General features: G+C 41.7%; 17 protein-coding genes. 11 read left to right on the top strand and 6 right to left on the bottom strand.

The features are described from left to right. Window positions 1–23 precede the first annotated feature (23 nt). The 3 genes from MB09_RS07720 to MB09_RS07710 all read left to right on the top strand — a co-directional run bounded on the left by MB09_RS07720 (window position 24) and on the right by MB09_RS07710 (window position 2,890). Window positions 24–1,112, top strand: coding sequence for a hypothetical protein (locus tag MB09_RS07720; RefSeq protein WP_045080328.1), 1,089 nt, complete (start codon window positions 24–26; stop codon window positions 1,110–1,112). After that, window positions 1,109–1,837: a metallophosphoesterase family protein gene (locus MB09_RS07715; RefSeq protein ID WP_045080327.1), complete on the top strand. Its 729-nt coding sequence runs from the start codon at window positions 1,109–1,111 to the stop codon at window positions 1,835–1,837. Before MB09_RS07720 ends, MB09_RS07715 begins: the two co-directional genes overlap by 4 nt. Window positions 1,838–1,900: 63 nt before the next feature. After that, window positions 1,901–2,890, top strand: coding sequence for an acyl-ACP desaturase (locus tag MB09_RS07710; protein ID WP_045080326.1), 990 nt, complete (start codon window positions 1,901–1,903; stop codon window positions 2,888–2,890). 53 nt (window positions 2,891–2,943) lie between these two features. Here the strand turns inward: MB09_RS07710 and amaB are convergent, their stop codons facing one another. The 3 genes from amaB to MB09_RS07695 all read right to left on the bottom strand — a co-directional run bounded on the left by amaB (window position 2,944) and on the right by MB09_RS07695 (window position 5,706). Then, the gene (gene amaB, locus MB09_RS07705; RefSeq protein WP_045080325.1) at window positions 2,944–4,497 is read right to left on the bottom strand and encodes an L-piperidine-6-carboxylate dehydrogenase; all 1,554 of its coding nucleotides are present in this window, start codon (window positions 4,495–4,497) and stop codon (window positions 2,944–2,946) included. Between the two features lie 97 nt (window positions 4,498–4,594). After that, the gene (locus MB09_RS07700) at window positions 4,595–5,131 is read right to left on the bottom strand and encodes a 3-hydroxyanthranilate 3,4-dioxygenase (RefSeq protein ID WP_045080324.1); all 537 of its coding nucleotides are present in this window, start codon (window positions 5,129–5,131) and stop codon (window positions 4,595–4,597) included. 65 nt (window positions 5,132–5,196) lie between these two features. Then, window positions 5,197–5,706, bottom strand: a complete 510-nt coding sequence (locus tag MB09_RS07695; protein WP_045080543.1) for a CAP domain-containing protein — start codon at window positions 5,704–5,706, stop codon at window positions 5,197–5,199. Between the two features lie 202 nt (window positions 5,707–5,908). Here MB09_RS07695 and MB09_RS07690 point away from each other — a divergent pair, with 202 nt between their 5' ends. From MB09_RS07690 to MB09_RS07655, 8 genes are all read left to right on the top strand, one after another. After that, on the top strand, window positions 5,909–6,976 hold the full coding sequence (locus MB09_RS07690; protein WP_045080323.1) for an isoaspartyl peptidase/L-asparaginase family protein: 1,068 nt from the start codon (window positions 5,909–5,911) through the stop codon (window positions 6,974–6,976). A 94-nt stretch (window positions 6,977–7,070) separates the two neighbouring features. Next, window positions 7,071–12,686: an alpha-2-macroglobulin family protein gene (locus tag MB09_RS07685; protein ID WP_045080322.1), complete on the top strand. Its 5,616-nt coding sequence runs from the start codon at window positions 7,071–7,073 to the stop codon at window positions 12,684–12,686. 210 nt (window positions 12,687–12,896) lie between these two features. Next, window positions 12,897–13,466: a hypothetical protein gene (locus MB09_RS07680; protein ID WP_045080321.1), complete on the top strand. Its 570-nt coding sequence runs from the start codon at window positions 12,897–12,899 to the stop codon at window positions 13,464–13,466. A gap of 3 nt (window positions 13,467–13,469) precedes the next feature. Beyond that, a complete protein-coding gene (gene pbpC, locus MB09_RS07675; protein WP_045080320.1) occupies window positions 13,470–15,836 on the top strand; it encodes a penicillin-binding protein 1C in 2,367 nt (788 codons plus the stop codon). 91 nt (window positions 15,837–15,927) lie between these two features. After that, window positions 15,928–16,416: a GbsR/MarR family transcriptional regulator gene (locus tag MB09_RS07670; RefSeq protein WP_045080319.1), complete on the top strand. Its 489-nt coding sequence runs from the start codon at window positions 15,928–15,930 to the stop codon at window positions 16,414–16,416. Window positions 16,417–16,427: 11 nt separating this feature from the next. Further along, window positions 16,428–17,564, top strand: coding sequence for an efflux RND transporter periplasmic adaptor subunit (locus MB09_RS07665; protein ID WP_045080318.1), 1,137 nt, complete (start codon window positions 16,428–16,430; stop codon window positions 17,562–17,564). Between the two features lie 20 nt (window positions 17,565–17,584). Next, complete coding sequence (locus MB09_RS07660; RefSeq protein ID WP_045080317.1) at window positions 17,585–20,746, top strand: efflux RND transporter permease subunit; 3,162 nt, start codon at window positions 17,585–17,587, stop codon at window positions 20,744–20,746. Beyond that, window positions 20,736–22,133 (top strand): efflux transporter outer membrane subunit, encoded by a 1,398-nt coding sequence (locus MB09_RS07655; RefSeq protein WP_045080316.1) that lies wholly within the window; start codon window positions 20,736–20,738, stop codon window positions 22,131–22,133. Before MB09_RS07660 ends, MB09_RS07655 begins: the two co-directional genes overlap by 11 nt. 63 nt (window positions 22,134–22,196) lie before the next feature. Here the strand turns inward: MB09_RS07655 and MB09_RS07650 are convergent, their stop codons facing one another. Genes MB09_RS07650 through MB09_RS07640 form a run of 3 tightly spaced genes read right to left on the bottom strand, consistent with a single transcriptional unit; the run spans window position 22,197 to window position 23,806 of the window. Beyond that, window positions 22,197–22,691 carry a YciI family protein gene (locus tag MB09_RS07650; protein ID WP_045080315.1) on the bottom strand — a complete coding sequence of 165 codons (495 nt, stop codon included), beginning with the start codon at window positions 22,689–22,691 and terminating at the stop codon, window positions 22,197–22,199. Further along, window positions 22,681–23,160 (bottom strand): CYTH domain-containing protein, encoded by a 480-nt coding sequence (locus MB09_RS07645; RefSeq protein WP_045080314.1) that lies wholly within the window; start codon window positions 23,158–23,160, stop codon window positions 22,681–22,683. Before MB09_RS07645 ends, MB09_RS07650 begins: the two co-directional genes overlap by 11 nt. After that, on the bottom strand, window positions 23,141–23,806 hold the full coding sequence (locus MB09_RS07640) for an NAD(P)H-binding protein (protein ID WP_045080313.1): 666 nt from the start codon (window positions 23,804–23,806) through the stop codon (window positions 23,141–23,143). The genes MB09_RS07645 and MB09_RS07640 overlap by 20 nt, the downstream gene beginning before the upstream one ends. Window positions 23,807–23,831 lie beyond the last annotated feature (25 nt).

Raw genomic sequence — 23,831 nt, 5'->3', positions numbered from 1 at the left:
AAACCGGGAGGTTTATATTTTCAATGGAAGAAATTTCACCAAAAAAATCCGAACTCAAAAAATCTTGTGTCAACTGTGGCGCAGAGCTTACCTATGCGCCTGGGACAACTGAGCTAAAATGTGATTATTGCGGCCATACCGAAACGATTGCCCCTTCCGAAAATGGTTTTGAGGAATTGGAATTGAAACCTTATCTCGAAAAGATGGGCTCGCAAAAACATAGCGAGGAAATCACGATGCTCCACTGTAAAAATTGCGGTGCCAACCAACACATTGAAGAAAATTATAAATCGCTTTCCTGCATTTATTGCGGTTCTCCCTTGATTATTGAAGATGCCTATAAAGAAGAATGGATACTTCCGGGTGCGGTTTTGCCCTTTCAAATTGATCAAAAAAAGGCATTTCAAATTTTTAAAAAATGGGTCGACGGACTTTGGTTTGCGCCGAACAATCTAAAAAAGGCAGCCATCGATCCCGAAAAGACGCGAGGGCTTTATGCGCCGTATTGGACGTTTGACGCCCAACTTTATGCAGATTATACAGGCCAGCGTGGCGAATATTATTACGTGACCAAAACAGTGGGCAGCGGAAAAAATAAAAGAACCGTACAAGAAAGAAGAACGCGCTGGTATCCTGCTTCGGGAAGTGTTTCGGGATTTGTTGACGACACTTTGATTAAAGCTTCCAATCAAAAAACAGGGGTTATTCCACAGAAAATAGCTCGGTGGAATTTAAAAATGCTGAAACCTTTTGACAGTTCCTATCTCGCGGGTTTTGTTACTGAAAAATATACTATTCCGCTTTTGGAAGGACATCTGGAAAGTAATAAAATAGCCGAAAGCATCGCAGACAGTTGGATTCGGAGCGATATTGGTGGCGACACCCAGCAAGTTTCATCAATGAATATGAAACTTTCCGAAGAAACTTTCAAGCATATTCTGCTTCCGGTTTACATAAGCACTTATAAGTTTAAAGGAAAACGCTATAACTTTTTTGTGAACGGGCAGAGCGGAATAATTTCTGGACAACGGCCGTATTCGTTTTGGAAAATATTCTTTTTTGTCCTCGCGATTCTTTGCGTAATTGGATTGATTTATTTATTTTCTAAATGATGAAAACAGTTGTAATCGGCGATATTCACGGAGGGTTTAGGGCATTGAAGCAAGTATTGGAAACGGTAACTCTTCCGAAAGGCACACAATATATTTTTGTGGGCGATTACGTGGATGGCTGGAGTGAATCTGCCGAAGTGGTTTCGTATTTGATAGATTTTTCGAAAAAAAATGATTGCATCTTCATCCGCGGAAATCACGACGAATTGCTTTATAAATATTTGAAATTCGGGGAAAAGAACCCCATGTGGCTCAGTCAGGGTGGGGAGAGTAGCGTGGAAAGCTATTCGAAAATTTCCGAAGAAGAAAAGCAAAAGCATCTTCAATTTTTTGAAAATTTGGTGAATTATCACATAGATTCTCAAAACCGCCTTTTTCTGCATGCGGGTTTTACCAATCAGCATGGGCCGCAAAGTGAGTATTATCCAAATATGGTCTATTGGGACCGAACCCTTTGGGAAATGGTCTGCGCGATAGATTCCTCCATTTCCGAAGAAGACGATAAATACCCAAAACGGCTAAAACTTTTTAAAGAAATTTATATCGGCCATACACCTGTAACCCGTGTTGGGTTTGACAAACCCGCAAATTTTGCCAATGTTTGGAATGTGGATACGGGCGCGGCTTTCAAAGGAAAAATCTCCATGCTCGATGTAGATTCGATGGAAATTTGGCAGAGCGAACCTGTTTATAAATTATATCCCGAAGAAAAAGGCAGGAATTAAGACTTCTTTATTACAAATTCCATCTTTCACTTGCTATCTTTGTAATTCCTCTAAAATAACACCATGGCGCTTAAAAATATCCGTTTGGAAGTAATGCAGACTGTTGAAAAGAAAATCGACAGTTATATTGACCAATATTTGATTCCCGTTGATGAAATTTGGCAACCCACCGATCTATTGCCCAATTTCCAAAAGGAAAATTATATGGATGAGGTTATCCAAATCCGCGAAGAGGCCAAAGAATTGGGCTATGATTTTTGGATCGTTTTGGTGGGCGATATGGTTACGGAAGAAGCACTGCCGACCTACGAAAGTTGGTTGATGGATATGGAAGGCGTGGATCAGCACGGCCGAAACGGCTGGAGCAAATGGATACGCCACTGGACGGGAGAAGAGAACCGCCACGGTGATACCTTGAACAAATATCTTTATTTATCCGGAAGGGTAAATATGAAGGAAGTTGAAAAAACCACCCAACATTTAATCAACGACGGTTTTGAAGTGGGAACCGGCCGCGATCCCTACCGAAATTTTATTTATACAAGTTTTCAAGAATTGGCAACGAATGTTTCCCACAACCGCGTGGGAAAGATTGCAAAGAAAAAAGGCAACAAAATGCTCGCGAAAATGTGCAATATAATTGCAGGCGATGAAATGCGCCACCACTTGGCATATCGCGAATTTGTAAAGACTATTTTTGAATACGACGCCAGCGAAATGATGATTGCCTTTCAGGATATGATGCAGAAAAAAATCATTATGCCGGCCCAAAACCTTCGCCAGAGCGGCGGAAAAATGGCTTCGGCGTTTGACGATTTCAGCAACGCGGCACAGCGTTTGGGCGTTTATACCACATTTGATTATATTGATATTCTTGAAAAATTAAATGCCCATTGGGAAATTTCAAAAATCAGCGGCTTGACCGATGAAGCTGAAAAGGCACGGGATTATCTTTTGAAATTACCTTCGCGAATGCTTCGTATTGCCGAACGTATAAAAATTCCGCAGGATGCCAACCGTTTTAAATGGGTTGAGCCGAACGGAATAATATAAAATCTAAAAGCCGCTTCAATTGAAGCGGCTTTTTTTTCTTTTAAAATATATTACTACAAGTCAAACTTAATTCCCTGTGCTAAAGGAAGCTCAGTGGTATAGTTGATTGTATTTGTCTGTCTGCGCATATAGATTTTCCAGGCATCGCTTCCGCTTTCGCGGCCGCCGCCGGTTTCCTTTTCACCACCAAATGCACCGCCAATCTCGGCACCGCTGGTACCGATGTTTACGTTTGCTATCCCGCAATCGCTTCCAGCGTGCGAAAGAAAACGTTCCGCCTCGCGAAGATTGTTTGTCATGATTGCTGATGAAAGTCCCTGCACAACGCCATTTTGAAGTTCGATGGCGTTTTCAACATCGCCGCTGTATTTCATTAAATACAATACGGGGGCAAAGGTTTCGTGCTGCACGATTTCGAAACTATTTTTGGCTTCGGCAATGGCTGGTTTTACGTAGCATCCGCTTTCGTAGCCTTCACCCTCCAAAACGCCGCCTTCAACAATAATGTTTCCACCTTCCGCAACCACTTTTTCAAGTGCTTGGTTGTACATTTTCACGGCATCCTTGTCGATAAGAGGCCCAACGTGATTTTTTTCATCTAAAGGATTCCCAATGCGAAGTTGTTTGTATGCAGCAACTACGGCATCCTTCACTTTGTCATAAATACTATCGTGAATAATCAATCTTCGGGTTGAGGTGCAACGTTGTCCAGCAGTTCCCACAGCGCCAAACACAGCGCCGATAACGGTCATTTTTATATCTGCATCCGGAGTTACGATAATGGCGTTGTTTCCACCAAGTTCCAGTAATGATTTTCCGAGACGGGCAGCAACAGCCTGTGCAACAATTTTCCCCATTCTAATGGAACCGGTAGCTGACACCAAAGGTACGCGCTTATCGTTGGTCATCATTTCACCAACTTTATAATCGCCGTTGATTAGGCAAGAAATCCCTTCCGGCAAATTGTTGTCTGCAAAAACTTTCGCAGCTATTTTTTGGCAAGCTATTCCACAAAGCGGTGTTTTTTCCGAAGGCTTCCAAACGCAAACATCGCCGCAAATCCATGCCAATGCCGTGTTCCAAGCCCAAACGGCTACCGGAAAGTTAAATGCTGAGATAATCCCGACAACCCCAAGCGGGTGATATTGCTCGTACATTCTGTGACCGGGACGCTCACTGTGCATCGTCAAGCCGTGAAGCTGACGGGAAAGACCGACTGCAAAATCGCAGATGTCAATCATTTCCTGTACTTCGCCAAGACCTTCCTGATAGCTTTTTCCCATTTCATAGGAAACCAATTTTCCGAGCGGCTCTTTCAATCTTCGCAACTCTTCCCCAAATTGGCGCACGATTTCCCCACGTTGTGGAGCTGGTTTCAATCGCCAGTCTTTAAATGCTGAAGTGGCGCTTTGCATTACTTTTTCGTAATCTTCTTTGGAAGTGGTGCTCACTTTTGCGATGAGTTGGCCGTCAACGGGCGAAAAAGATGAAATTTCCTCCCCGTTTGAAAACCATTCATTTCCAGTGGAAGTTCCTTGGTTTACGTCCTTAATTCCTAATTGTTCCAATGCTTCCTCGATACCGAAGCTAGTGGTTGTTGCTTGCATATAGTTATGATTTTTTATTCTGAAATTTATGAAGCGCAAAGGTACACAATGCGCTGAAGAAAGTAAAACGAAACGGTATCTGTTTGGGAATACGCCGTTAATCTTGTGTGAAACGTGGGTCGGCTTCCATCACCGTTCCGCATTTGTTACAAGTTCGCAGGTCTTTGCTTCCGTAGAAATGTTTGAAGTGTTTTAGAAAATCAGTTTCAATATCGCTTAGCGGGAAGTAAACTTCATATAATTTGTTGTTGCAATTGTCGCAAAACCAGAGTAGGCCGTCTTTTCCCTCAAGGTCGGTTCGTTTTCTTTCAATAACCAAGCCTATTGAACCAGCACTCCTGCCGGGAGAATGCGGCACCTTTGCGGGATGAAGATACATATCGCCAGGGCCCAGTTCCATCACTTTTTTCTCGCCATTTTCTTGGATTGCAACCTGAATATTTCCTTCAAGTTGATAGAAAAGCTCCTCGGTTTCGTTGTAGTGATAGTCCTTTCGGGCATTGGGACCGGCGACTATCATAACTATATAATCGTCAGATTCAACATATAAATTCTTGTTGCCCACCGGGGGTTTCAGAAGATCTCGATTTTCCTCAACCCACTTATTTAAATTGAAAGGTTTTTTAATAGCCATTGCCGTATTTTTAACTGTTACGTAAAAATACGGCAATTTAGACTAATAGAAAAAGGGATGTGAGGTTACTTTCTATAAAAGAGTTGTGTGAAATAGCTTCGGCCTTTGTCGCATTTCATTACACCAAACCCGGTGTGTGTGTAATTTCCTTCAATAATGGCTTTGTGTCCGGGGCTGTTCAGCCAAGCATTTACAACGGCCTCGGCGGTTTCATAGCCATAGGCAACGTTTTCGCCTACTACTTCGGCGTTGTCGTGATATTTTATTCCTTCGGAACGATAGCCAAAATTATCGTGGTTTATCTGCTCCTTTTCAATCATATATTCAGTGTGGTCCACAGCAAAGGCGGAAGCGTATTGGGTATCAATTTTTAGTATGGAAAGGCCCAATGACGCGCGATGGTCATTAACCAGATTTAAAATTTCAGAAGACATTTGGCTGTCGTTTCTTTGGGCCAAAGCCAAATCGATGTCGTACTTGGCGGCTTCAACTTCAACAGAATCCTCTTTTGAACAGGAGGTAATCACTAGGCATAGCAATGCCATTGCAAGTAGGTTGCTTTTTAGTAGGTGCATAATTTGGGGGGACACCAGATTTGGGGCTTGATGTCGATTCAAATATATAAAAAAATATTTAAAAAATGCACTTTAACGAATAAATTGCGCACTTTATCGGATTATCGACAGATTTTTAGCATCTCAAATACAATTGCAATTACGTGATGCACCGTAAATAGTATATTTCACGTATATTAGAGATGAATTTAAAATTAATGGTATGGTTAAAATTTTAACATATTTTATTGCTATTTTTCTTCTTTTCGGATGTAAAAACGAAGAAAAATCTACTTCTGAGAGGGAAAAGATTTCAGAAAATGCAACTCAAAAGGAAGAAAACTTTGGAATTGTCATCCACGGAGGCGCCGGAACTATTTTGAAGGAAAATATGAGCGATTCCTTGGAAGCCGCCTATAAAGCTAAGCTGAAAGAAGCAATTTCCGTAGGGTATGAAATTTTGAAAAATGGTGGCAGCTCTTTGGATGCCGTTACGCATACTATTAATGTAATGGAAGATTCACCACTTTTCAATGCCGGAAAAGGTGCCGTTTTTACGCACAAAGGCTCCAACGAGCTTGATGCATCCATAATGGACGGCGCTACGCTGAATGCGGGAGCAGTGGCGGGCGTGAAGCACATTAAAAACCCAATCGATTTGGCGCGGGATGTCATGCAGAAAAGCGAACACGTAATGCTTTATGGCGCCGGTGCGGAAGAATTTGCAAAAGGTATGGGTTATAAAATGATGGATACGTCCTATTTCTACACCCAAAACAGATACGAGTCTTTACAACGGGTTTTGGAAAAGGAAAAAAGCAAAAATGAAAAGAAGGTTTCCTTTGAAGATTCTTATATAAAAAATTCAAAATTTGGGACCGTGGGCTGTGCGGCCTTGGACAAACACGGCAACCTCGCCGCTGGAACTTCAACTGGAGGAATGACCAATAAACGCTGGAACCGAATTGGCGATGCGCCAATTATTGGCGCTGGAACCTATGCAAATAATGCAACTTGCGCCGTTTCTTCAACGGGTTGGGGCGAGTATTTTATCCGCTCTGTTGTTGCCTATGATATTTCTGCCTTGATGGAATATAAAGGAATGACGTTACAGGAAGCCGCTTATGAAGTTATCCAGAAAAAAGTACCTGCCCTTGGCGGCGATGGTGGCATTGTTGCAATTGATAAGGATGGAAATGTGGCGATGGAATTCAACACCGCAGGAATGTATCGCGCCACGATGAATTCAAAAGGCGAATTGACAATTGGGATATATAAAGAACAGGAGTGATTTGGGCTAAAGCACCTCTGGTTTGTTTTGCTATGTTATCATTCTTGCAGGATCCCCCTTTTTCCCATACATTTAATTTTCCAAAAACATCCTTATGAAGCCCTTCCACCGCTTGCTTTTTTTTGTTTTTCTCGCTACAATTTCTTCCTGCAAAGACAAAGACAAACATTCCGAAACCGACAACCTCTTTAAATTCAAGGAATACATTTCCTATAACACCTACGGAAACCAATCCATCACGACGGATATTCGGGTTGAATTGATGAAACCTCTGGAGCAATTCGAGCTAACGCAGAAACTTTCCGCCGATGAATATTTAAAAATTTCGCCATCAACGAAAGGGAAGTTGGTTGTCGAAAACGGCAAAACCCTAATCTTTCAACCTGCGGAATACCTAAAACCGGACACGGAATATACGGTAACGGTAAAACTGGATAAATTTTACGAAGACATTGCCAAGGAGTTCAAAACCTATACTTTCAGCTTTCACACCATTACGCCCAATTTTAAAGTAGATCTCGGGAATTTGCAGAGCTACAGCAAGCAATGGCAGTATGTGGAAGCCTCCATTGAAACATCCGATGTTATTTCGTTGGAAAAGGCCAAACAATTGGTTTCCGCTTCCCAAGGGGAAAAAAAACTAAAGTTAAAATGGCCCGCCGAAGCTGCCGATGCAAATTATTTCAATTTTACCATAGACAGCATTGCCCGAAAAACCACCGATTCTGAAATTCTTATTCAATGGGACGGCAAACCGATCGGTGCCGAAAACAAGGGCGAAAACACATTTAAAATCCCGGGGCAAAACGATTTTACCATTGTGGATATCCGCAGCACCGCCTCGCCCAATGCCCTTTTGAGCATCAATTTTTCGGACCCGTTGCAGGAAAACCAGGATTTTGCGGGCCTGGTGGCCATTGAAAACACTACGGATCTTCGCTATGAGGTAAACGGAAACGTTTTGAATGTGTATCCCCCAAACCGTGTAGTGGGTGATGTAAAGGTCACCGTCTTCACGGGAATCAAAAACACCGAAGGTTTCGGGCTGAAAAAGGAATTTTCGGAACTCGTTTCCTTTGAACAATTGAAACCCGCGGTGCGAATGGTTTCAAAAGGCGTAATTCTTCCAAATTCCGCTGCAACGCCGGTTTATTTTGAAGCGGTAAATCTTTCAAAAGTGGATGTGCGCGTCATCAAAATTTACGAGAGCAATGTGCTGCAATTTCTCCAAAGTTATAATCTGAACGATCCGAACACCTACGACATCAAGCGTGTTGGCCGAAGAATCGCTAAAAAAACCATCGAGCTAAAAAACGACGGTCTGGGAAACAACGGCAGTTGGAAGGCTTACGGCATCAACCTTTCGGAATATTTCAAGGCCGAACCGGGCGCTATCTATCAATTAGAATTCAGTTTTAAAAAGGATTATATAATTTATGATTGTGCCGAATCTAATTCCGAAGAAGAAAATACGGAGGAAAGCGAAGATGAATACTACGATGATTATTACGAAGAAGACCCCTATTATGCCACTGATTCCTCCGAAGATGAGGAAATTCGCGAGCAGCGTTATTGGGATAATGAAATTTACAGTTGGCGCAACTACAATTACAATTGGGAACAGCGCGACAACCCCTGCCATCCGGCGTATTACAATGAGGATCGCATAGTTACGGCCAATATATTGGGGTCCGATTTGGGCTTGATCGTAAAAAAAGGTAACAACAAAAGCTACCATTTTTTTGCCACCAATCTTATTTCCGCCAAACCGGAAAGTGGTGTAAAAATCAAACTTTTCAACTATCAGCAACAGTTGATTGAAACCGTAACCACCGATGGCGACGGTACTACTTTATATGATAGCGATAAAAATGCAGCCTTCGCCGTAGCACAAAAGGGAAACAATTTTGCCTATGTAAAACTGGAAGACGGAAATGCCCTTTCCATGAGCAATTTCGACATTTCAGGGAAGGAACTGCAAAAGGGACTGAAAGGTTTTAGCTACACCGAACGCGGCGTGTACCGCCCCGGCGACAGCATTCACTTGACTTTCGTGCTCAACGACAACGCAAATCCCTTGCCCAAAAACCACCCCGTAACCCTTTCAGTGACCGATGCCCGCGGAAAATTGGTTCAAAGAAGTGTTTTGAACACAAGTAATTCCGCATCAGGAGTTCCCCCTTCGGGGGCTAGGGGGCTGGAGAGTTTTTACTATTTCCCAATAGCCACCGACCCATCCGCCCCAACAGGAAATTGGAACGCAACCATTACCGTTGGAGGCGCGCAATTTTCGCATACGTTGAAAGTGGCGACCATTAAACCAAACCGGTTAAAAATTAAGCTGGATTTTGACGATGAAATTCTCGACGCCACAAAACCCGTAAAAGGAACGGCAAGCGCCATGTGGCTTCACGGTTCGCCTGCGCGCAATTTGAAAATTGATATGACAGCCACGCTTCGAGCCAGCAATTCAGCTTTTCCAAAATTTCCAAAATACAATTTTATCGATCCAATCCGAACTTTTTCCGAAGTGGAAATTCCCGTTTTGGATGCGCAACTTTCTTCTGAAGGAAGCACTTCTTTCAGCCAAAATCTGGAGGTTGGAAAGAACGCACCCGGAATGTTGAAAGCAACTTTTTTAACGAAAGTGTATGAAGGCGGCGGCGATTTTTCAATGGATATTTTTTCGAAGGATTTGGCGCCGTTCTCACATTTTGTAGGTTTAAAATCGCCCGAAGCTGGGCGTTACGGTTCCTATTTTACGGATGAAAACACAACTTTTGACGTAGTTTCCGTGGATGCGCAGGGCAAAGCTGCGGCAAATCGCGAACTTGAAGTAAAAGTTTTCCAGATTGAATGGCGTTGGTGGTGGAATCGTGGTTCGGACAATCTTTCAACCTATGAAAATTCAACCGTGCATCGTCCTGTGAAAGAATTCACGGTAAAAACCGATGGTAGCGGAAAAGGAAAATTCACTGTAAATATTCCCGAAGAAGAAGGCGGCAGATATTTAATTCGCGTAATCGATAAACAATCTGGCCACGCAACAGGGCGAATCACTTATTTCTACAGAAACTGGTGGCAGCGCCCAAGTGACGGTGATTCGGAAAGTGCTCGAATGTTACTTTTTTCTGCAGACAAAGAAAAATACAATGTTGGCGAAGAAGCGTTTATAACCTTTCCTTCGGGAAGTGACGGCCATGCGCTGATTAGCGTTGAAAACGGTACCGAAGTTTTGGCAACGCATTGGATTGAAACCAAAAAAGGCGAAACCAAAGCGGCTATAAAAATCACAAAGGAAATGGCGCCGAATATTTATGTGAATATTTCTTTACTTCAACCCCATAGCCAGACCAAAAACGATTTGCCGATACGGCTTTACGGCGTTATTCCGCTTTCGGTAGAAGATCCTTCAACGGTGCTTCATCCGAAAATTTCGATGCCTGAAGTTTTAAAACCTGAGAAACAATTCACCGTAAAAGTTTCCGAGGAAAAAGGCAAACCAATGACTTATACTTTGGCGGTTGTTGATGAAGGCTTGCTGGATTTAACACGCTTCGCAACGCCAGATATTCACGAAGCTTTTTACAGTCGCGAGGCTTTGGGGGTTAAGACTTTTGATATGTTTGATTACGTAATTGGCGCCTATTCCGGCAGTGTGGACAATATTTACGCAATCGGTGGTGGCGATGCGGCTTTGGGTGCAAAAAACCGAAAAGCCGACAGATTTAAACCTGTTGTGAAATATCTGGGACCATTCGAACTCGCCGCCGGAAAAATTGCAAGTCATAATATTATGATGCCAAATTACATCGGTTCGGTGCGGACGATGGTAATTGCGGGCGATAAAACCAAAAGTGCATACGGCAGTGTCGAAAAAACTACGCCCGTCCGTACTCCGCTGATGGTGCTGGCTTCGCTTCCGCGGAAATTATCACCGGGTGAAACCGTTACGCTCCCGGTTACCGTTTTTGCGATGGAGAATAAAGTGAAAACCGCCACGATTACCGTAAAAACAGGCGATGCGCTGAAACCGAAAAACGGTGCTTCCAAAACTGTTTCGTTCAGCGGACCGGGCGAGCAGATTGTGAATTTCGATTTTGAAGTTTTACCGACGAAGGAATTTCAAACCATTGAAGTAACCGCTTCCGGTAATGGCGAAAAAGCGAACTACAAAGTGGAAATTGACGTAGAAAACCCGAACCCCATTTCGCAAAAATCCACAAATTATACCTTGGACGGAAACGCTTCGCAAAACATAAATTTCGAAACTTTTGGCGTTCCGGGAAGCAATGCCGCAATGCTGGAATTTTCAACCTTGCCGCCGATGGATTTCGGAAAACGGATGGAATTTTTAATCCACTATCCCTACGGATGTTTGGAACAGACTACTTCTTCGGCATTTCCGCAGCTGTATTTGGCAGATGTTTTCGATATTACTTTCGACAAAAAGCAAGTAATTGAAAAAAATGTAAAGGCAACTATTGCGCGTTTGGGTAGATTTCAACTTTCTAACGGCGGACTTTCCTATTGGCCCGGCGAACGCGAAGCAGATGAGTGGAGCACAACTTATGCGGGACATTTCATGTTAGAAGCGAAGCAAAAAGGCTACGCTTTGCCTATAAGTTTTATGAGCAATTGGTTGCTGTACCAACAAAACACGGCGCGCCAATGGCGAAATAGTTATGCGGTGTACAACTCAAGTTTAACGCAGGCTTACAGACTTTATACCTTGGCATTGGCCGGAAAACCGGAGCTCGCTGCAATGAACCGCCTTCGCGAAAGCAAGGAACTGAGCAATGATGCCAAATGGCGACTGGCTGCGGCGTATGCTTTGGCCGGCAAAGAGGAAGTCGCGCAACAGATTGCACAAACCGCAAACATTAATTTTGTTTCGCAGAAATATGATTATTACACCTACGGTTCGCCTTTTAGAAATAGCGCAATGGCTTTGGAAACCTTGGTTTTATTGGGCGATCCGAAACAACGTGATTTAGCTATTTCAGTAGCGAAAGATCTTTCATCCAGAAATTGGTACAGCACTCAGGAAACTTCGTATGCTTTAATGGCGATGGCGAAAATGGTTGCCAAAAACGGCGGAAAGGCGATGGAGCTTACCTTTACAAATGCCGGAAAATCGGTTGAGGTGAAAACCGACCGCGCCATTGCGCAGCGCGACCTTTCGTTTGTAATGGGAAGCAATTCCGTTTCGGTAACAAACAAAAAAGGGAATGTGGTTTACGTTACGCTATCGCAACGCGGGAAACTTCCGCTCGGAAAAGAACTTGCCGAAAGACGCAATCTCTCCATAAAATCTGAATATTTGGGAGGCGATGGAAAACCAATTGATGTAACAAAATTGCGACAGGGCACGGAAATCATCGCGAAAGTAAGTGTTACCAACACTTCCAACAATTGGATAAACCACGTGGCTTTGGCAAAAATCTTTCCAAGCGGTTGGGAAATCGTAAACACCAGTTTTTCAGAATTGGGCGGTGGCGCAAGCGGAAACGCACGTTATACGGACATTCGCGACGATAGGGTAAATTTCTTCTTCGATTTAAACGCGGGTGAGACCAAAACTTTCAGTGTAAAATTAAACGCTTCTTATCTTGGAACTTATTATTTACCCGGAACGCAGGTGGAGGCTATGTATGACAACAATTATTATGCACGGAATAAGGGGATGTGGATTACGGTGGAGCAATAGGCCTCCCTCCCGTCCCTCCAAAGGAGGGAAGGTTTGGTGTCCATCAAATGAACGAAAAAGCTCCTTCCCCTTTTTCAGGGGAAGGTGGCATTTCAAATCGCCCAAAAGCGATTTGGAATGACGGAAGGGGTTTTTGCTATAACCGTAAATTTTATATGAATTTTGCTACTCAACCGGCATATTTTATAGAAATCAAATTATTATGAGTTTATGAAAATGGATTTCAGAATACTGAGCTTATTGTTATTATTCAACTTGATTTTTGGTTGCGGTGAAACAAAGCAAAAAACGCGTTCAGAAATTTATTCTGAAAAAACTGCTGAACTAATCAATGATTTATTAAAAGAAGAAGAAAACCAAATTTGTGATTGCATTTTAGAACCTAATAACCAATCAATGGCACAAATTTACAAAAGTGAAGTACCAGCTTTTGAATTTGAAAATTATATTATTGAAAAATTTAAACTTGAAACGACCGCAGGCATTGATAGTTTATATGGGATTAATGAAAAGTTGATTTTGAATCCAGATTTAATTACTGGAGGAATAAAATTTGTTACGCAGAAAGAATATGATTCCATATATAACAAATATGACTTTGAAGATGCAAGAGAAGTTCTTAATGAAACCTATCCCAATTTATGCTATTTCACAAAACCAATTTTTGATAGAGATTTTAAAAATGCATTATTTGATATCCATTATGAAACATCCGATCTATGGACGCCTCCGCCAAAAGTTAAAAATATTCAAGGAGTTTGGGAATATGATAGGAATTAATTAATGAAAAGAATTCTCCCCATCCTAAAAACCCACAAAATAAAACTAAGCCTCCTGCTCATTTTATTTGTAACCTGGCTCTTCTGCCTACCCTCGCCATTATTTAACGTTCCCACCGCAACCGTCGCCGAAAGCAACAGCGGGCAAATGCTCGGCGCACGAATTGCCGATGATGGGCAGTGGCGGTTCCCGCAAATGGATTCCGTGCCAAAAAGATTTGAAAAATGTATTCTTTATTTTGAGGACGAGCATTTTTACTGGCATCCCGGTTTCAATCCAATTTCCATTTCAAAAGCACTTTGGAATAATCTTACCAGCGATTCCCGCCGAGGTGGGAGTACGATCACACAGCAAGTAATCCGTCTTTCCCGAAAAAATAAAGGAAGAACGTATTTCGAAAAAATTATAGAGATTTTTCAAGCCACGCGATTGGAAGCAGGTTATAAAAAGAAATCTATTTTGAATTTATATGCTTCATACGCGCCTTTCGGTGGAAATGTGGTTGGGTTGGAAACCGCTTCGTGGCGGTATTTTGGCATTCCTGCCAGCGAATTGAGTTGGGGGCAATCGGCGGCGTTAGCGGTTCTTCCGAATGCGCCGGCGCTTATTTTTCCCGGGAAAAACGAAGAAATTTTAAAGAGAAAACGAGATGCTCTTTTATTGAAGCTTTTTCAAAATGAAGTAATTGATGAAACCACCTATCAATTGGCTTTGGACGAAATTCTTCCCGGAAAACCTTTGCCATTGCCAGAGTTTGCGCCGCATTTAACCGAAAAAATAAGAAGGGAACATCTCGGAAAAAGTATTGAAACCACGATTGATTTTTCGCTTCAACAGAAAGTGAACAATATTGTAAAAGAGCAAAATTATATGCTGGCGCAAAACCAAATCAATAATCTTGCGGTGTTGGTTTTGGATGTAAACACCCGCGAGGTTTTGGCGTATGTAGGCAATTCTCCAACAACTCGGGAACACAATAATTTTGTGGATATCATTGAAAAACCACGAAGCACGGGGAGTATTTTGAAACCATTTTTATTCACTTCATTATTGGATGCTGGCGAAATTCTTCCGAATACGTTGGTGGCGGATATTCCAACGACCGTAAATGGTTACACGCCTGAAAATTTCGATAAAAAATTTAATGGCGCGGTGCCAGCGAGTGTGGCACTTTCCCGTTCGTTAAATATTCCCGCGGTGCGGATGTTGCGGGATTTTGGGTTTCAGCGGTTTTATAATGTTTTAAAAAAGACCAATCAAAAAGCAATCGATAAACCTGCGGATTATTACGGCTTATCGTTAATTCTCGGTGGCGCGGAGAGCAGTTTGTGGGATATCACAAAAGCCTATGCCGGAATGGCTTCCACCTTAAATTTCTTCAACAATTCTTCCAGCGAATACCGAAAAAATGAATTTGTGGAACCCGTTTATATGAAAGATCACGAGGAAATATCCTTCGGGGAAATTCAGCAAAAACCCTCTGTTTGGAATGCCGGTGCGATTTACGAAGCTTTCGAAGCAATGGAAAAAGTGAATCGCCCAAGTGGCGAGGAAAACTGGGAATTTTTCACGAGCAGTCAACCGCTTGCTTGGAAAACCGGAACGAGTTATGGTTTTAAAGATGCGTGGGCCGTTGGGGTTACACCGAAATACGCAATCGGTGTATGGGTTGGAAACGCTGATGGTGAAGGTCGTCCGGGCTTAACAGGGATTCAAGCTGCCGCACCAGTTTTGTTTGATGTATTAAATGTTTTGCCACAAAGTGGGTGGTTTAAAATTCCGTATGATGAATTGGTTGAGGTTGAAATCTGTACCAAAAGCGGCCATCTTGCTGGACTTTTTTGCGAGGAAACAAAAATGGAATGGATTCCAAAAAACGGAACAAGAACGGAAGCTTGCCTGTATCATCAAACTGTATTTCTAAAGGATTCGGAAAATTTTCGGGTGAATTCTTCGTGTTATCCACTTTCAGCAATGGTTCAAAAGAACTGGTTCGTTCTGCCGCCGGTAATGGAATATTATTACGCACAACTTCACCCCGAATACCAAATCTTGCCGCCCTTTGCGCCGAATTGTTTGCAGGAAGGCGAAAAGTTGATGGCGTTTATTTATCCGAAGAAAAATGAAACCGTGCTTCTTCCGAAGAATTTTGATGAAAATGTAAACGAAGTCATTTTCAAGTTGGCCCATCGTTCGCCCGAAACTACCGTTTTTTGGTATTTGAATTCAAAATATATCGGAAAGACCGAAACCTTTCACGAATTGGCCATTTCACCAAAACCGGGAGCATATTTATTGACTACGGTAGATCAGGACGGCAATGAACTTCGTGAGCAGATTGAAATAAAATCTGCTTCAGAAAACCCTTAAAAATTATTTAACAAAACATTAATACTGATTGGTTCGGAATATTACGAACCAAACGTACTTTTGCATCTTCATTTTAAATCATACACATATTTTGACTAAAAAAGAAAACTTAATTGAGAAATTGGGAGTTCACATTGAGAGCAAGGATCAACTTGCTCCTCTGGCAGCGCGAATTCTTTCTACCTTGATTTTAACGGGCAAAAAAGGAGCCACATTTGAATCTTTGGTTTGTGAGCTTAATGCCAGTAAAAGTACAATTTCAACACATTTAACCACTTTGCAGGCCGCAAACCGAATTACCTATCACACAAAATGTGGCGATAGAAAAAAGTATTTCACACTTGTTCCAGATGTGATGATAAATTCCATGAATGAAATGCTCAAAAACTGGAAAAGCGAACGCGATCTGCATCTTGAAATAATGGAATATAAAAAGGAAATAAATGCAGAACTTCCTGAGGATTGTTCAGAAATCTTCGACTTGGAATTACATAAAGATTATTTGGAATTCCTTGCACAAGCAAGTGCTTCCATGGAAAAAATTCAAAAAAAGCTTACTGAAAAACATAAAAACGACTAATTAAATCAACAATGAAAAAGAAAAATTTTATTCATTCACTTCCCATAGCTTTAGGCATTCTGCTATTGTTTTCTTCTTGTGGCGATGACAAAAGTGCACAACAGGCCCAAATGGCACAACAAGCCCCAACTTTACCGGTTGTATCAATTCCAACGAAAACTGTTACAGCATTTACAACCTATCCTGCAAGTATTGAAGGGATTGTGAACAGTCAGGTAAATGCAAAAATTTCAGGATATATTACGGATGTTTTGGTTGATGAGGGTCAAAAAGTAAGAAAAGGACAAACGTTATTTAGACTGGAGACCCAAACTTTGAGCCAAGACGCCGCTGCCGCTCGCGCTAACGTGAATGCTGCACAGGTTGAGGTTGATAAACTGAAGCCTTTGGTTGAAAAAAATATTATCAGCAATGTGCAACTTGAAACTGCCAAAGCAAAACTCCAACAAGCAAAAAGTGGCTATAACAGCATTGCGGCAAACATAGATTACGGAAACATAAAAAGCCCAGTTGATGGTTATGTGGGTTCCATAAATCTTCGGAAAGGTGCTTTGGTGAGTCCATCTTCACAAGTCCCTATGACTACTGTTTCAGACATCAGCAAAGTGTATGCTTATTTCTCAATGAATGAAAAGGAATATTTGGATTTTATTCAAAATGCGGAAGGAAAGGATCTTGAGGAAAAAATAAAAAAACTTCCGAAAGTGCAATTGTTATTGGCAAACGGAAGCCTTTACGAAGAAGAAGGAACCATTGAAACTATTAACTCACAAGTAAATGCGAATACGGGTTCTATTTCTTTCAGGGCTGTTTTTGATAATCCTTCAAGAATTTTAACAAACGGTAACAGCGGAAAAATTAAAATTCCGAAAGTTTATACCGACGCTGTAGTTGTTCCGCAGGAAGCCACTTACGAACAACAAGGCAGTATTTATGTGTATAAAGTGGGCGAAGATGGCATGGCCACTTCAACCAAAATTGAGACAACGGCAGAAGTTGGAAACCTTTACGTGGTAGCTTTCGGCTTGCAGAAAGGTGATAAAATTGTTGCAAAAGGTGCAAACAAACTACGTGGAAATTCCAAAATAAATCCACAGGAAATGCCTTTTGACAGCATTGCCAAACCTATTGAAAAAGTTTTTAGATAACCGTTTAAGAAAAACCAATCATGTTAAAAACATTTATAGACAGACCCGTACTCTCTACGGTTATCTCGATAATTATTGTGATTTTGGGAATTTTGGGACTTTCCAATTTGCCCATTACCCAATACCCCGATATTGCCCCACCGACCATTCAGGTGAATGCAACGTATCCAGGGGCGAACGCCGAAACCATTCTTGAAAGCGTTATTATTCCGTTGGAAGAGCAAATAAACGGAGTGGAAGGAATGACCTATTTAACTTCTACCGCCACCAACAACGGAACGGCTTCCATCAGCGTGTTTTTTGATCAGGATGTAGATCCCGATATTGCCGCTGTAAACGTTCAAAACCGTGTGGCACGTGCAAATTCATTGTTGCCTCAAGCTGTAATTCAAACTGGGGTTACAACTTCAAAACAACAAACCAGTGCGTTGATGTTTCTTTCCTTTTACAGCACCAACAAAGATTATGACGATACGTTTCTTCAGAATTATTTAAAGATAAACGTAATTCCCGAATTACAAAGGGTAAATGGTGTGGGAGACGTGAGTGTATTCGGAGGAAAAGATTACTCCATGCGCATTTGGCTAAATCCTCAAAAACTTGCAGCCTATAGTTTGATGCCTTCCGATGTTGTTGCAGCTTTAAAAGAACAGAGTTTGGAAGCCGCGGCAGGTTCTTTGGGTGAAAATAATGGCGAAGCCTTTTCATATACCATTAAATATCCGGGACGTTACAAAACTGAGCAGCAATACAGCGACATTGTGATTAAAGCTTTGGGCAATGGCGAATTTTTGAGATTGAGCGATGTTGCACAAATAGAACTTGGCGCACAATCTTATGCAGGTGGATCTGTTACCAATGGAAATCCTGCGGTAAATATGGGTATTTTTCAAACGAAAGGTTCAAATGCACAGGAAATTATTGATGCTATAAAAGTAGAATTGGCTCAAGTGGAAGCCAATCTTCCCGAAGGCATCACGTATTATATTCCGTATGATACTAACAACTTTTTGAATGCCTCAATTGAAAAGGTGGTAATGACTTTGGTAGAAGCGTTCCTGCTAGTTTTTCTTGTGGTATTTATATTCTTGCAGGATTTTCGTTCCACTTTAATACCGGCAATTGCGGTACCAGTTTCGATTATTGGAACATTTTTCTTCCTAAATTTATTTGGATATTCCATCAACCTTCTGACGCTTTTCGCTTTGGTATTGGCAATTGGTATTGTGGTAGATGACGCTATTGTAGTCGTCGAGGCAGTCCATTCAAAGATTGACGAAGGAGAGAAAAGCCCGAAAAAGGCATCGCTTAAAGCCATGCACGAAATTTCCGGAGCTATTGTTTCCATTACCTTGGTGATGTCTGCAGTGTTTATCCCCGTAACTTTTATAAAAGGCCCTACGGGAGTATTTTATGAGCAGTTTGGAGTAACGCTTATTGTTGCAATTATTATTTCTGCAATAAACGCTTTGACTTTAACACCCGCGCTGAGTGCACTTTTCTTAAAAGGTCACGATGAAAAACAAAACAGCAATAAACCAGGTTTTATTCAGAAATTCTTTAACGGTTTCAACAGAGGTTTTAAAGCTACTGTAAACCGTTATGGAAGATCTGTCCATTTCCTATACAGGCATAAATGGATTACTGGAGTTATTTTGCTTTTGGCAGTTTTGGGAATTTGGTGGTCATCTGCAACTTTGAAAACAGGCTTTGTGCCCGATGAAGATCGTGGAATTATCTTTATGAACGTAGAACTTCCCGCGGGTTCTTCAATTGATCGTACGCGTGAGGTAAACCTAAAACTATACAATAAAATAAAAGACCTTCCTGGCGTACAAGGTGCGTCGGTTATTGACGGTCGAAGTTTGATCAGCGGTGCGGGAAGCAATTACGGACTTGGCTTTATTAGGCTTGACGATTGGAAAGACAGAGAAGACGAATCGCTTTCGGTGCAGGCAATAACTGGCCAACTTTTCGGAATTGCTGCGCAAATTCCAGAGGCGCAAATTATATTTTTCTCGCCACCAAGTATTCCCGGTTTTGGAAACTCCGCTGGAGCCGAAGTGAATCTTTTGGATCGCTCCGGTGGAAGCTTTACAGATTTGGACCAAACCAATCAGGAGTTTATTGCAAAATTGAGCCAACGGCCTGAAATTCAATATGCACAATCCTCTTTCAACACGCGTTACCCGCAATATGAAATGATACTGAACGTGCCATTGGCAAAAGAAGTTGGGGTTTCGGTGCAAACCATTTTCAACACTTTACAAGGTTATATAGGAAGTATTTTCGCAGCAGATTTTTCCCGCTTCGGAAAACAATATCGCGTGTATGTTCAAGCATTGCCGGAAGACAGGGCAAGTGAAAGCGATTTGAACAATATTTATGTACGTACTGCCAGTGGTGAAATGACGCCAATTACCCAATTCGTTACGCTGAAACGGGTTTATGGGCCACAATCGGTTACACGTTTCAATTTGTTCAATTCCACAAAAGTTACTGCTGCGCCGGCGCCGGGCTATAGCTCGGGTGATGTTATTGCCGCTGTTGAAGACGTTAGCCAAACCTTACCAAGCAATTTTGATATCGCTTACTCAGGTTTAACCTTGGAAGAAAAAAGCGCAGGCAACCAAACAACGATGATTTTCATTTTGTCATTGGTATTCGTTTACTTTTTGCTCGCAGCTCAATATGAAAGCTATTTATTGCCGTTTTCGGTTCTGTTTTCATTGCCAGTTGGGGTTTTTGGAGCCTATATTTCAACACAGTTTATGGGATTGCAAAACAATATCTACTTTCAGATTGCGCTCATAATGCTTATAGGGTTGCTCGCGAAAAATGCAATTCTTATTGTTGAATTTGCGCTTCAGCGAAGAAAACACGGCGAATCTATTTTGGATGCTGCCATTGACGGTGCCGAAGCGCGATTGCGACCCATTTTGATGACTTCCTTCGCCTTTATATTTGGATTGATGCCGTTGGTACTTTCAAACGGGGTTGGTGCCGCAGGTAACCGTTCCATTGGTACCGGAGCCGTTGGTGGTTTATTGATAGGAACAATTTTAGGGGTTTTTGTAATTCCAATTTTGTTCATCCTTTTCCAGTGGTTACAGGAAAAAATTACGGGCGCACCGACTGAAAAATTAGAAACTATTGAAGAAAACACTTCTCATGAAAAATAATAGCATATATAAAATTTTGATATTGGCAAGTTTGCCGTTTCTGCTGGTTTCTTGCTTTGCCGCGAAAGATTATGAACGGCCCCAAGTGGTAAATGAAGCAAATTACAGAACTGAAAATCTTCCGCAGGATACATTAAGCATCGCGACCCTTTCGTGGAAGGAATTGTTCACGGATCCTTTGTTGCAAGGTTACATTGAAGAAGGCCTGAAAAACAATATGGACATCCGGGTGGCGCTTCAGCAAATACGTATAGCCGAAGCGTATGTAAAACAGGGTAAGGCAGGATATTTTCCTTCCTTGAATGGAAATGCAAGATATACTCATCAGGAATTTTCTGCCGGAGGTCAGTTTGGAAGTCAATTTTCATCACTTGATCAATATGAATTGAGCGCCAACCTTTCTTGGGAAGCAGATATCTGGGGGAAAGTACGCAGTAATGAAAGGGCTTTTCAAGCTTCATATCTTCAAACTGTTGCGGCGCACCAAGCCGTAAAAAGTAGGTTGATTGCCAATATTGCTTCGGTTTATTACCAATTGTTGGCGTTGGATGAACAAATTCGTGTTACCGAGGAAACCATCGAAACGCGTTCAAAAGGTTTGGAAACAACCCAAGCTTTAAAGGAGGCCGGAAACGTTACCGAAGTAGGCGTAAAGCAAACGGAAGCACAGCTTTATACCGCCCAGGGAATTTTAATCGATTTAAAAAACCAAGCCCGCCTGTTGGAAAATACAATGTCTATTTTATTGGGAAGCGCTCCGCATGAGATTACACGTGGAAGTTTGGAAAATCAAAACATAGATATACCGTTAAATACTGGAATTCCCGCGCAATTACTGCGAAATCGACCCGATGTTATGGCCGCAGAATACAGTTTGATGAATGCTTTTGAACTTACAAATGCTGCGCGCGCAAGTTTCTATCCCTCATTGACGCTTTCGGCAACGGGAGGTTTTCAGAATATTGAGATTGATAAACTTTTCAATGCCAATTCGCTATTTGCAACTATTATTGGAGGGTTGACGCAGCCTATTTTCAACAAACGTCAAATCCGTACGCAGTACGAAGTCTCGCAGGCACAGCAGGAACAGGCTTATTTGGATTTTAGATTGACCATTATCACTGCCAGTAAAGAAGTTTCGGATGCACTTTATAATTATGAGGCAGCAACCGAAAAAATTGAGGTAAACCAAAAGGAATTTGAAGCTTATAATTTGGCAACAAATTATTCCGAAGAGCTTTTGGACAACGGTTTTGCAAACTATTTGGAAGTTTTGAATGCCCGGGAAAATGCGCTTAACTCAAGCTTAAATCTTATAAACACAAAGAATAACCAGCTTCAGGCCATCGTGGATTTATACGAAGCCTTGGGCGGCGGTTGGAGATAATTTTTTATATTTTTTTGTTGATTGTAAATCTGTCTTGAAACTTTTTTTCAAGGCAGATTTTTTTTATCGCAACGGAAACCCCTTTGCCGCCCACCACGGGTGGATTTCAATTTCCAATCTGCCCGCTTTTACCATCGGGTCCATATTGGCCAAACTGTCCGCCATTTTTTGGGTGGGAACGTTATAAATGGTGATACCGCGAATATCGCCATCATCGCCAAACGGGCCCGAAATATCTGCAAAACCTTCTTCATACATCCTACCCAAATGCGCCAAATGTAACTTTTGAAGGCTATCTGCTTCTTCTTTGGTTTGCGAACGCGTTGATCCTTTTTTCAAGAATGCGATGAAATATTGTTGCATCAAAATAGTGTCGCCCGATTTTTCATCAACATAATCGAAGGTTTGAAAGCCTTTTTGAGTAAGTTCCTCTTTCAGCTGCGCCATTGGAATTTTCTCTTCCTCTGGGCAAGGCTCGGTGATGTATTCTTTCTCAATTTTGGTTTCACAGCTAAAAAGTGTGATTCCTAAAATTATCAATAGTAGTTTAGTTTTCATTTTTCCAAGTTTTAAAAGGATTTTTACTCAAATTTGAATTGTAATATTTCACATCGCCTGTAACTTCCTTTCCCAGCCATTCGGGCTTTGAAAAGGGTTCGGTTTCGGAACCGAGTTCTATTTCTGCAATGATCAATCCTTCGTTTTCCCCTTTAAAATCATCCACTTCAAAAGTATGGTCACCGTTGGCTATTTCGTAGCGCGTTTTTTCAATAATGCCCGGTTCGCAAAGGTGAAGCAGTTCTTCTGCTTCTGCGAGTGAAATTTGTTTTTCCCACTCAAAGCGGGAAAGGCCGGATTGGTTCGATTTCCCCTTAACAGTTAAAAACCCATCGTTTCCCTGAATGCGGATGCGCACGGTGCGTTCCGGATTTGTGTTTAAAAACCCTTGAACGATACGCGTACGTTTGTGCGCCTCATTTTTAAAAGCTCCGGAAGTGACCAAAAATTTACGTTCTATTTCCTGCATTTTGGGCTATTTGTTTGATTTCGTTAGATGTGATTTGTTTTTTTGAAAACCCTTGTTTTTCCAAAACTTGCATCGCTTCGGCAATAGTGTCGGCCTTTATCATTTTGTATTTTTTCGGCATCAAAAACCCGAAGATTTTCATAAAAAAGGTTGCTATTTTTTCACCCAAACGGTTTTCATCCCTATCGCCCGCAATGAGGGACGGTTGCAAAATGTAGGTGTTTTTGATTTGCTGTTTTAAAACATCGCGCTGCATTTCGCCCTTTGTCTTATTGTAAAAAATACTGCTGTTTTCGTCTGCGCCCATTGCTGAAATTACGATAAACGTTTCAATCCCGTTTTGTTTTGTAAGCCTTGCGGCGGTAATGGGTATGCCGTAATCTATCTTTTTATAAGTTTCTTTATCGGGCGTTTTGGCTTTTGTGGTGCCGATACAACAGAGAACTACATTTGCCTTAAAGGCTTCGGAATGTTTTTCCAGTTGGAACATATCTATCAAATGTTCCTTGATTTTTGGGGAATTTTCTTCTGCGGACCTGCGCGAGAAAAGTATTATCTTTTCAAAAGCGGGGTCTTTTAAAAGTTTTTTGAGCAGGATACTTCCCGTCAAGCCCGTGGCGCCTAAAATTATTGCTGTTTTTTTCATAAGAAAGTATAAACCTAACAGGTTT

The sequence above is a fragment of the Aequorivita vladivostokensis genome, assembly GCF_000952855.1.
In the GTDB taxonomy this organism is placed as follows: domain Bacteria; phylum Bacteroidota; class Bacteroidia; order Flavobacteriales; family Flavobacteriaceae; genus Aequorivita; species Aequorivita vladivostokensis.
The sequence above is the reverse complement of the archived record's forward strand: the minus strand, read 5'-3'. Positions and strand labels throughout refer to the sequence as shown.

Excerpts from the sequence above, each read along its gene's own strand:
- MB09_RS07720 (WP_045080328.1), top strand. The coding sequence starts at position 24 with ATGGAAGAAATTTCACCAAAAAAATCCGAACTCAAAAAATCTTGTGTC.
- MB09_RS07715 (WP_045080327.1), top strand. The coding sequence starts at position 1,109 with ATGATGAAAACAGTTGTAATCGGCGATATTCACGGAGGGTTTAGGGCA.
- MB09_RS07710 (WP_045080326.1), top strand. The coding sequence starts at position 1,901 with ATGGCGCTTAAAAATATCCGTTTGGAAGTAATGCAGACTGTTGAAAAG.
- amaB (WP_045080325.1), bottom strand. The coding sequence starts at position 4,497 with ATGCAAGCAACAACCACTAGCTTCGGTATCGAGGAAGCATTGGAACAA.
- MB09_RS07700 (WP_045080324.1), bottom strand. The coding sequence starts at position 5,131 with ATGGCTATTAAAAAACCTTTCAATTTAAATAAGTGGGTTGAGGAAAAT.
- MB09_RS07695 (WP_045080543.1), bottom strand. The coding sequence starts at position 5,706 with ATGCACCTACTAAAAAGCAACCTACTTGCAATGGCATTGCTATGCCTA.
- MB09_RS07690 (WP_045080323.1), top strand. The coding sequence starts at position 5,909 with ATGGTTAAAATTTTAACATATTTTATTGCTATTTTTCTTCTTTTCGGA.
- MB09_RS07685 (WP_045080322.1), top strand. The coding sequence starts at position 7,071 with ATGAAGCCCTTCCACCGCTTGCTTTTTTTTGTTTTTCTCGCTACAATT.
- MB09_RS07680 (WP_045080321.1), top strand. The coding sequence starts at position 12,897 with ATGAAAATGGATTTCAGAATACTGAGCTTATTGTTATTATTCAACTTG.
- pbpC (WP_045080320.1), top strand. The coding sequence starts at position 13,470 with ATGAAAAGAATTCTCCCCATCCTAAAAACCCACAAAATAAAACTAAGC.
- MB09_RS07665 (WP_045080318.1), top strand. The coding sequence starts at position 16,428 with ATGAAAAAGAAAAATTTTATTCATTCACTTCCCATAGCTTTAGGCATT.
- MB09_RS07660 (WP_045080317.1), top strand. The coding sequence starts at position 17,585 with ATGTTAAAAACATTTATAGACAGACCCGTACTCTCTACGGTTATCTCG.
- MB09_RS07655 (WP_045080316.1), top strand. The coding sequence starts at position 20,736 with ATGAAAAATAATAGCATATATAAAATTTTGATATTGGCAAGTTTGCCG.
- MB09_RS07650 (WP_045080315.1), bottom strand. The coding sequence starts at position 22,691 with ATGAAAACTAAACTACTATTGATAATTTTAGGAATCACACTTTTTAGC.
- MB09_RS07645 (WP_045080314.1), bottom strand. The coding sequence starts at position 23,160 with ATGCAGGAAATAGAACGTAAATTTTTGGTCACTTCCGGAGCTTTTAAA.
- MB09_RS07640 (WP_045080313.1), bottom strand. The coding sequence starts at position 23,806 with ATGAAAAAAACAGCAATAATTTTAGGCGCCACGGGCTTGACGGGAAGT.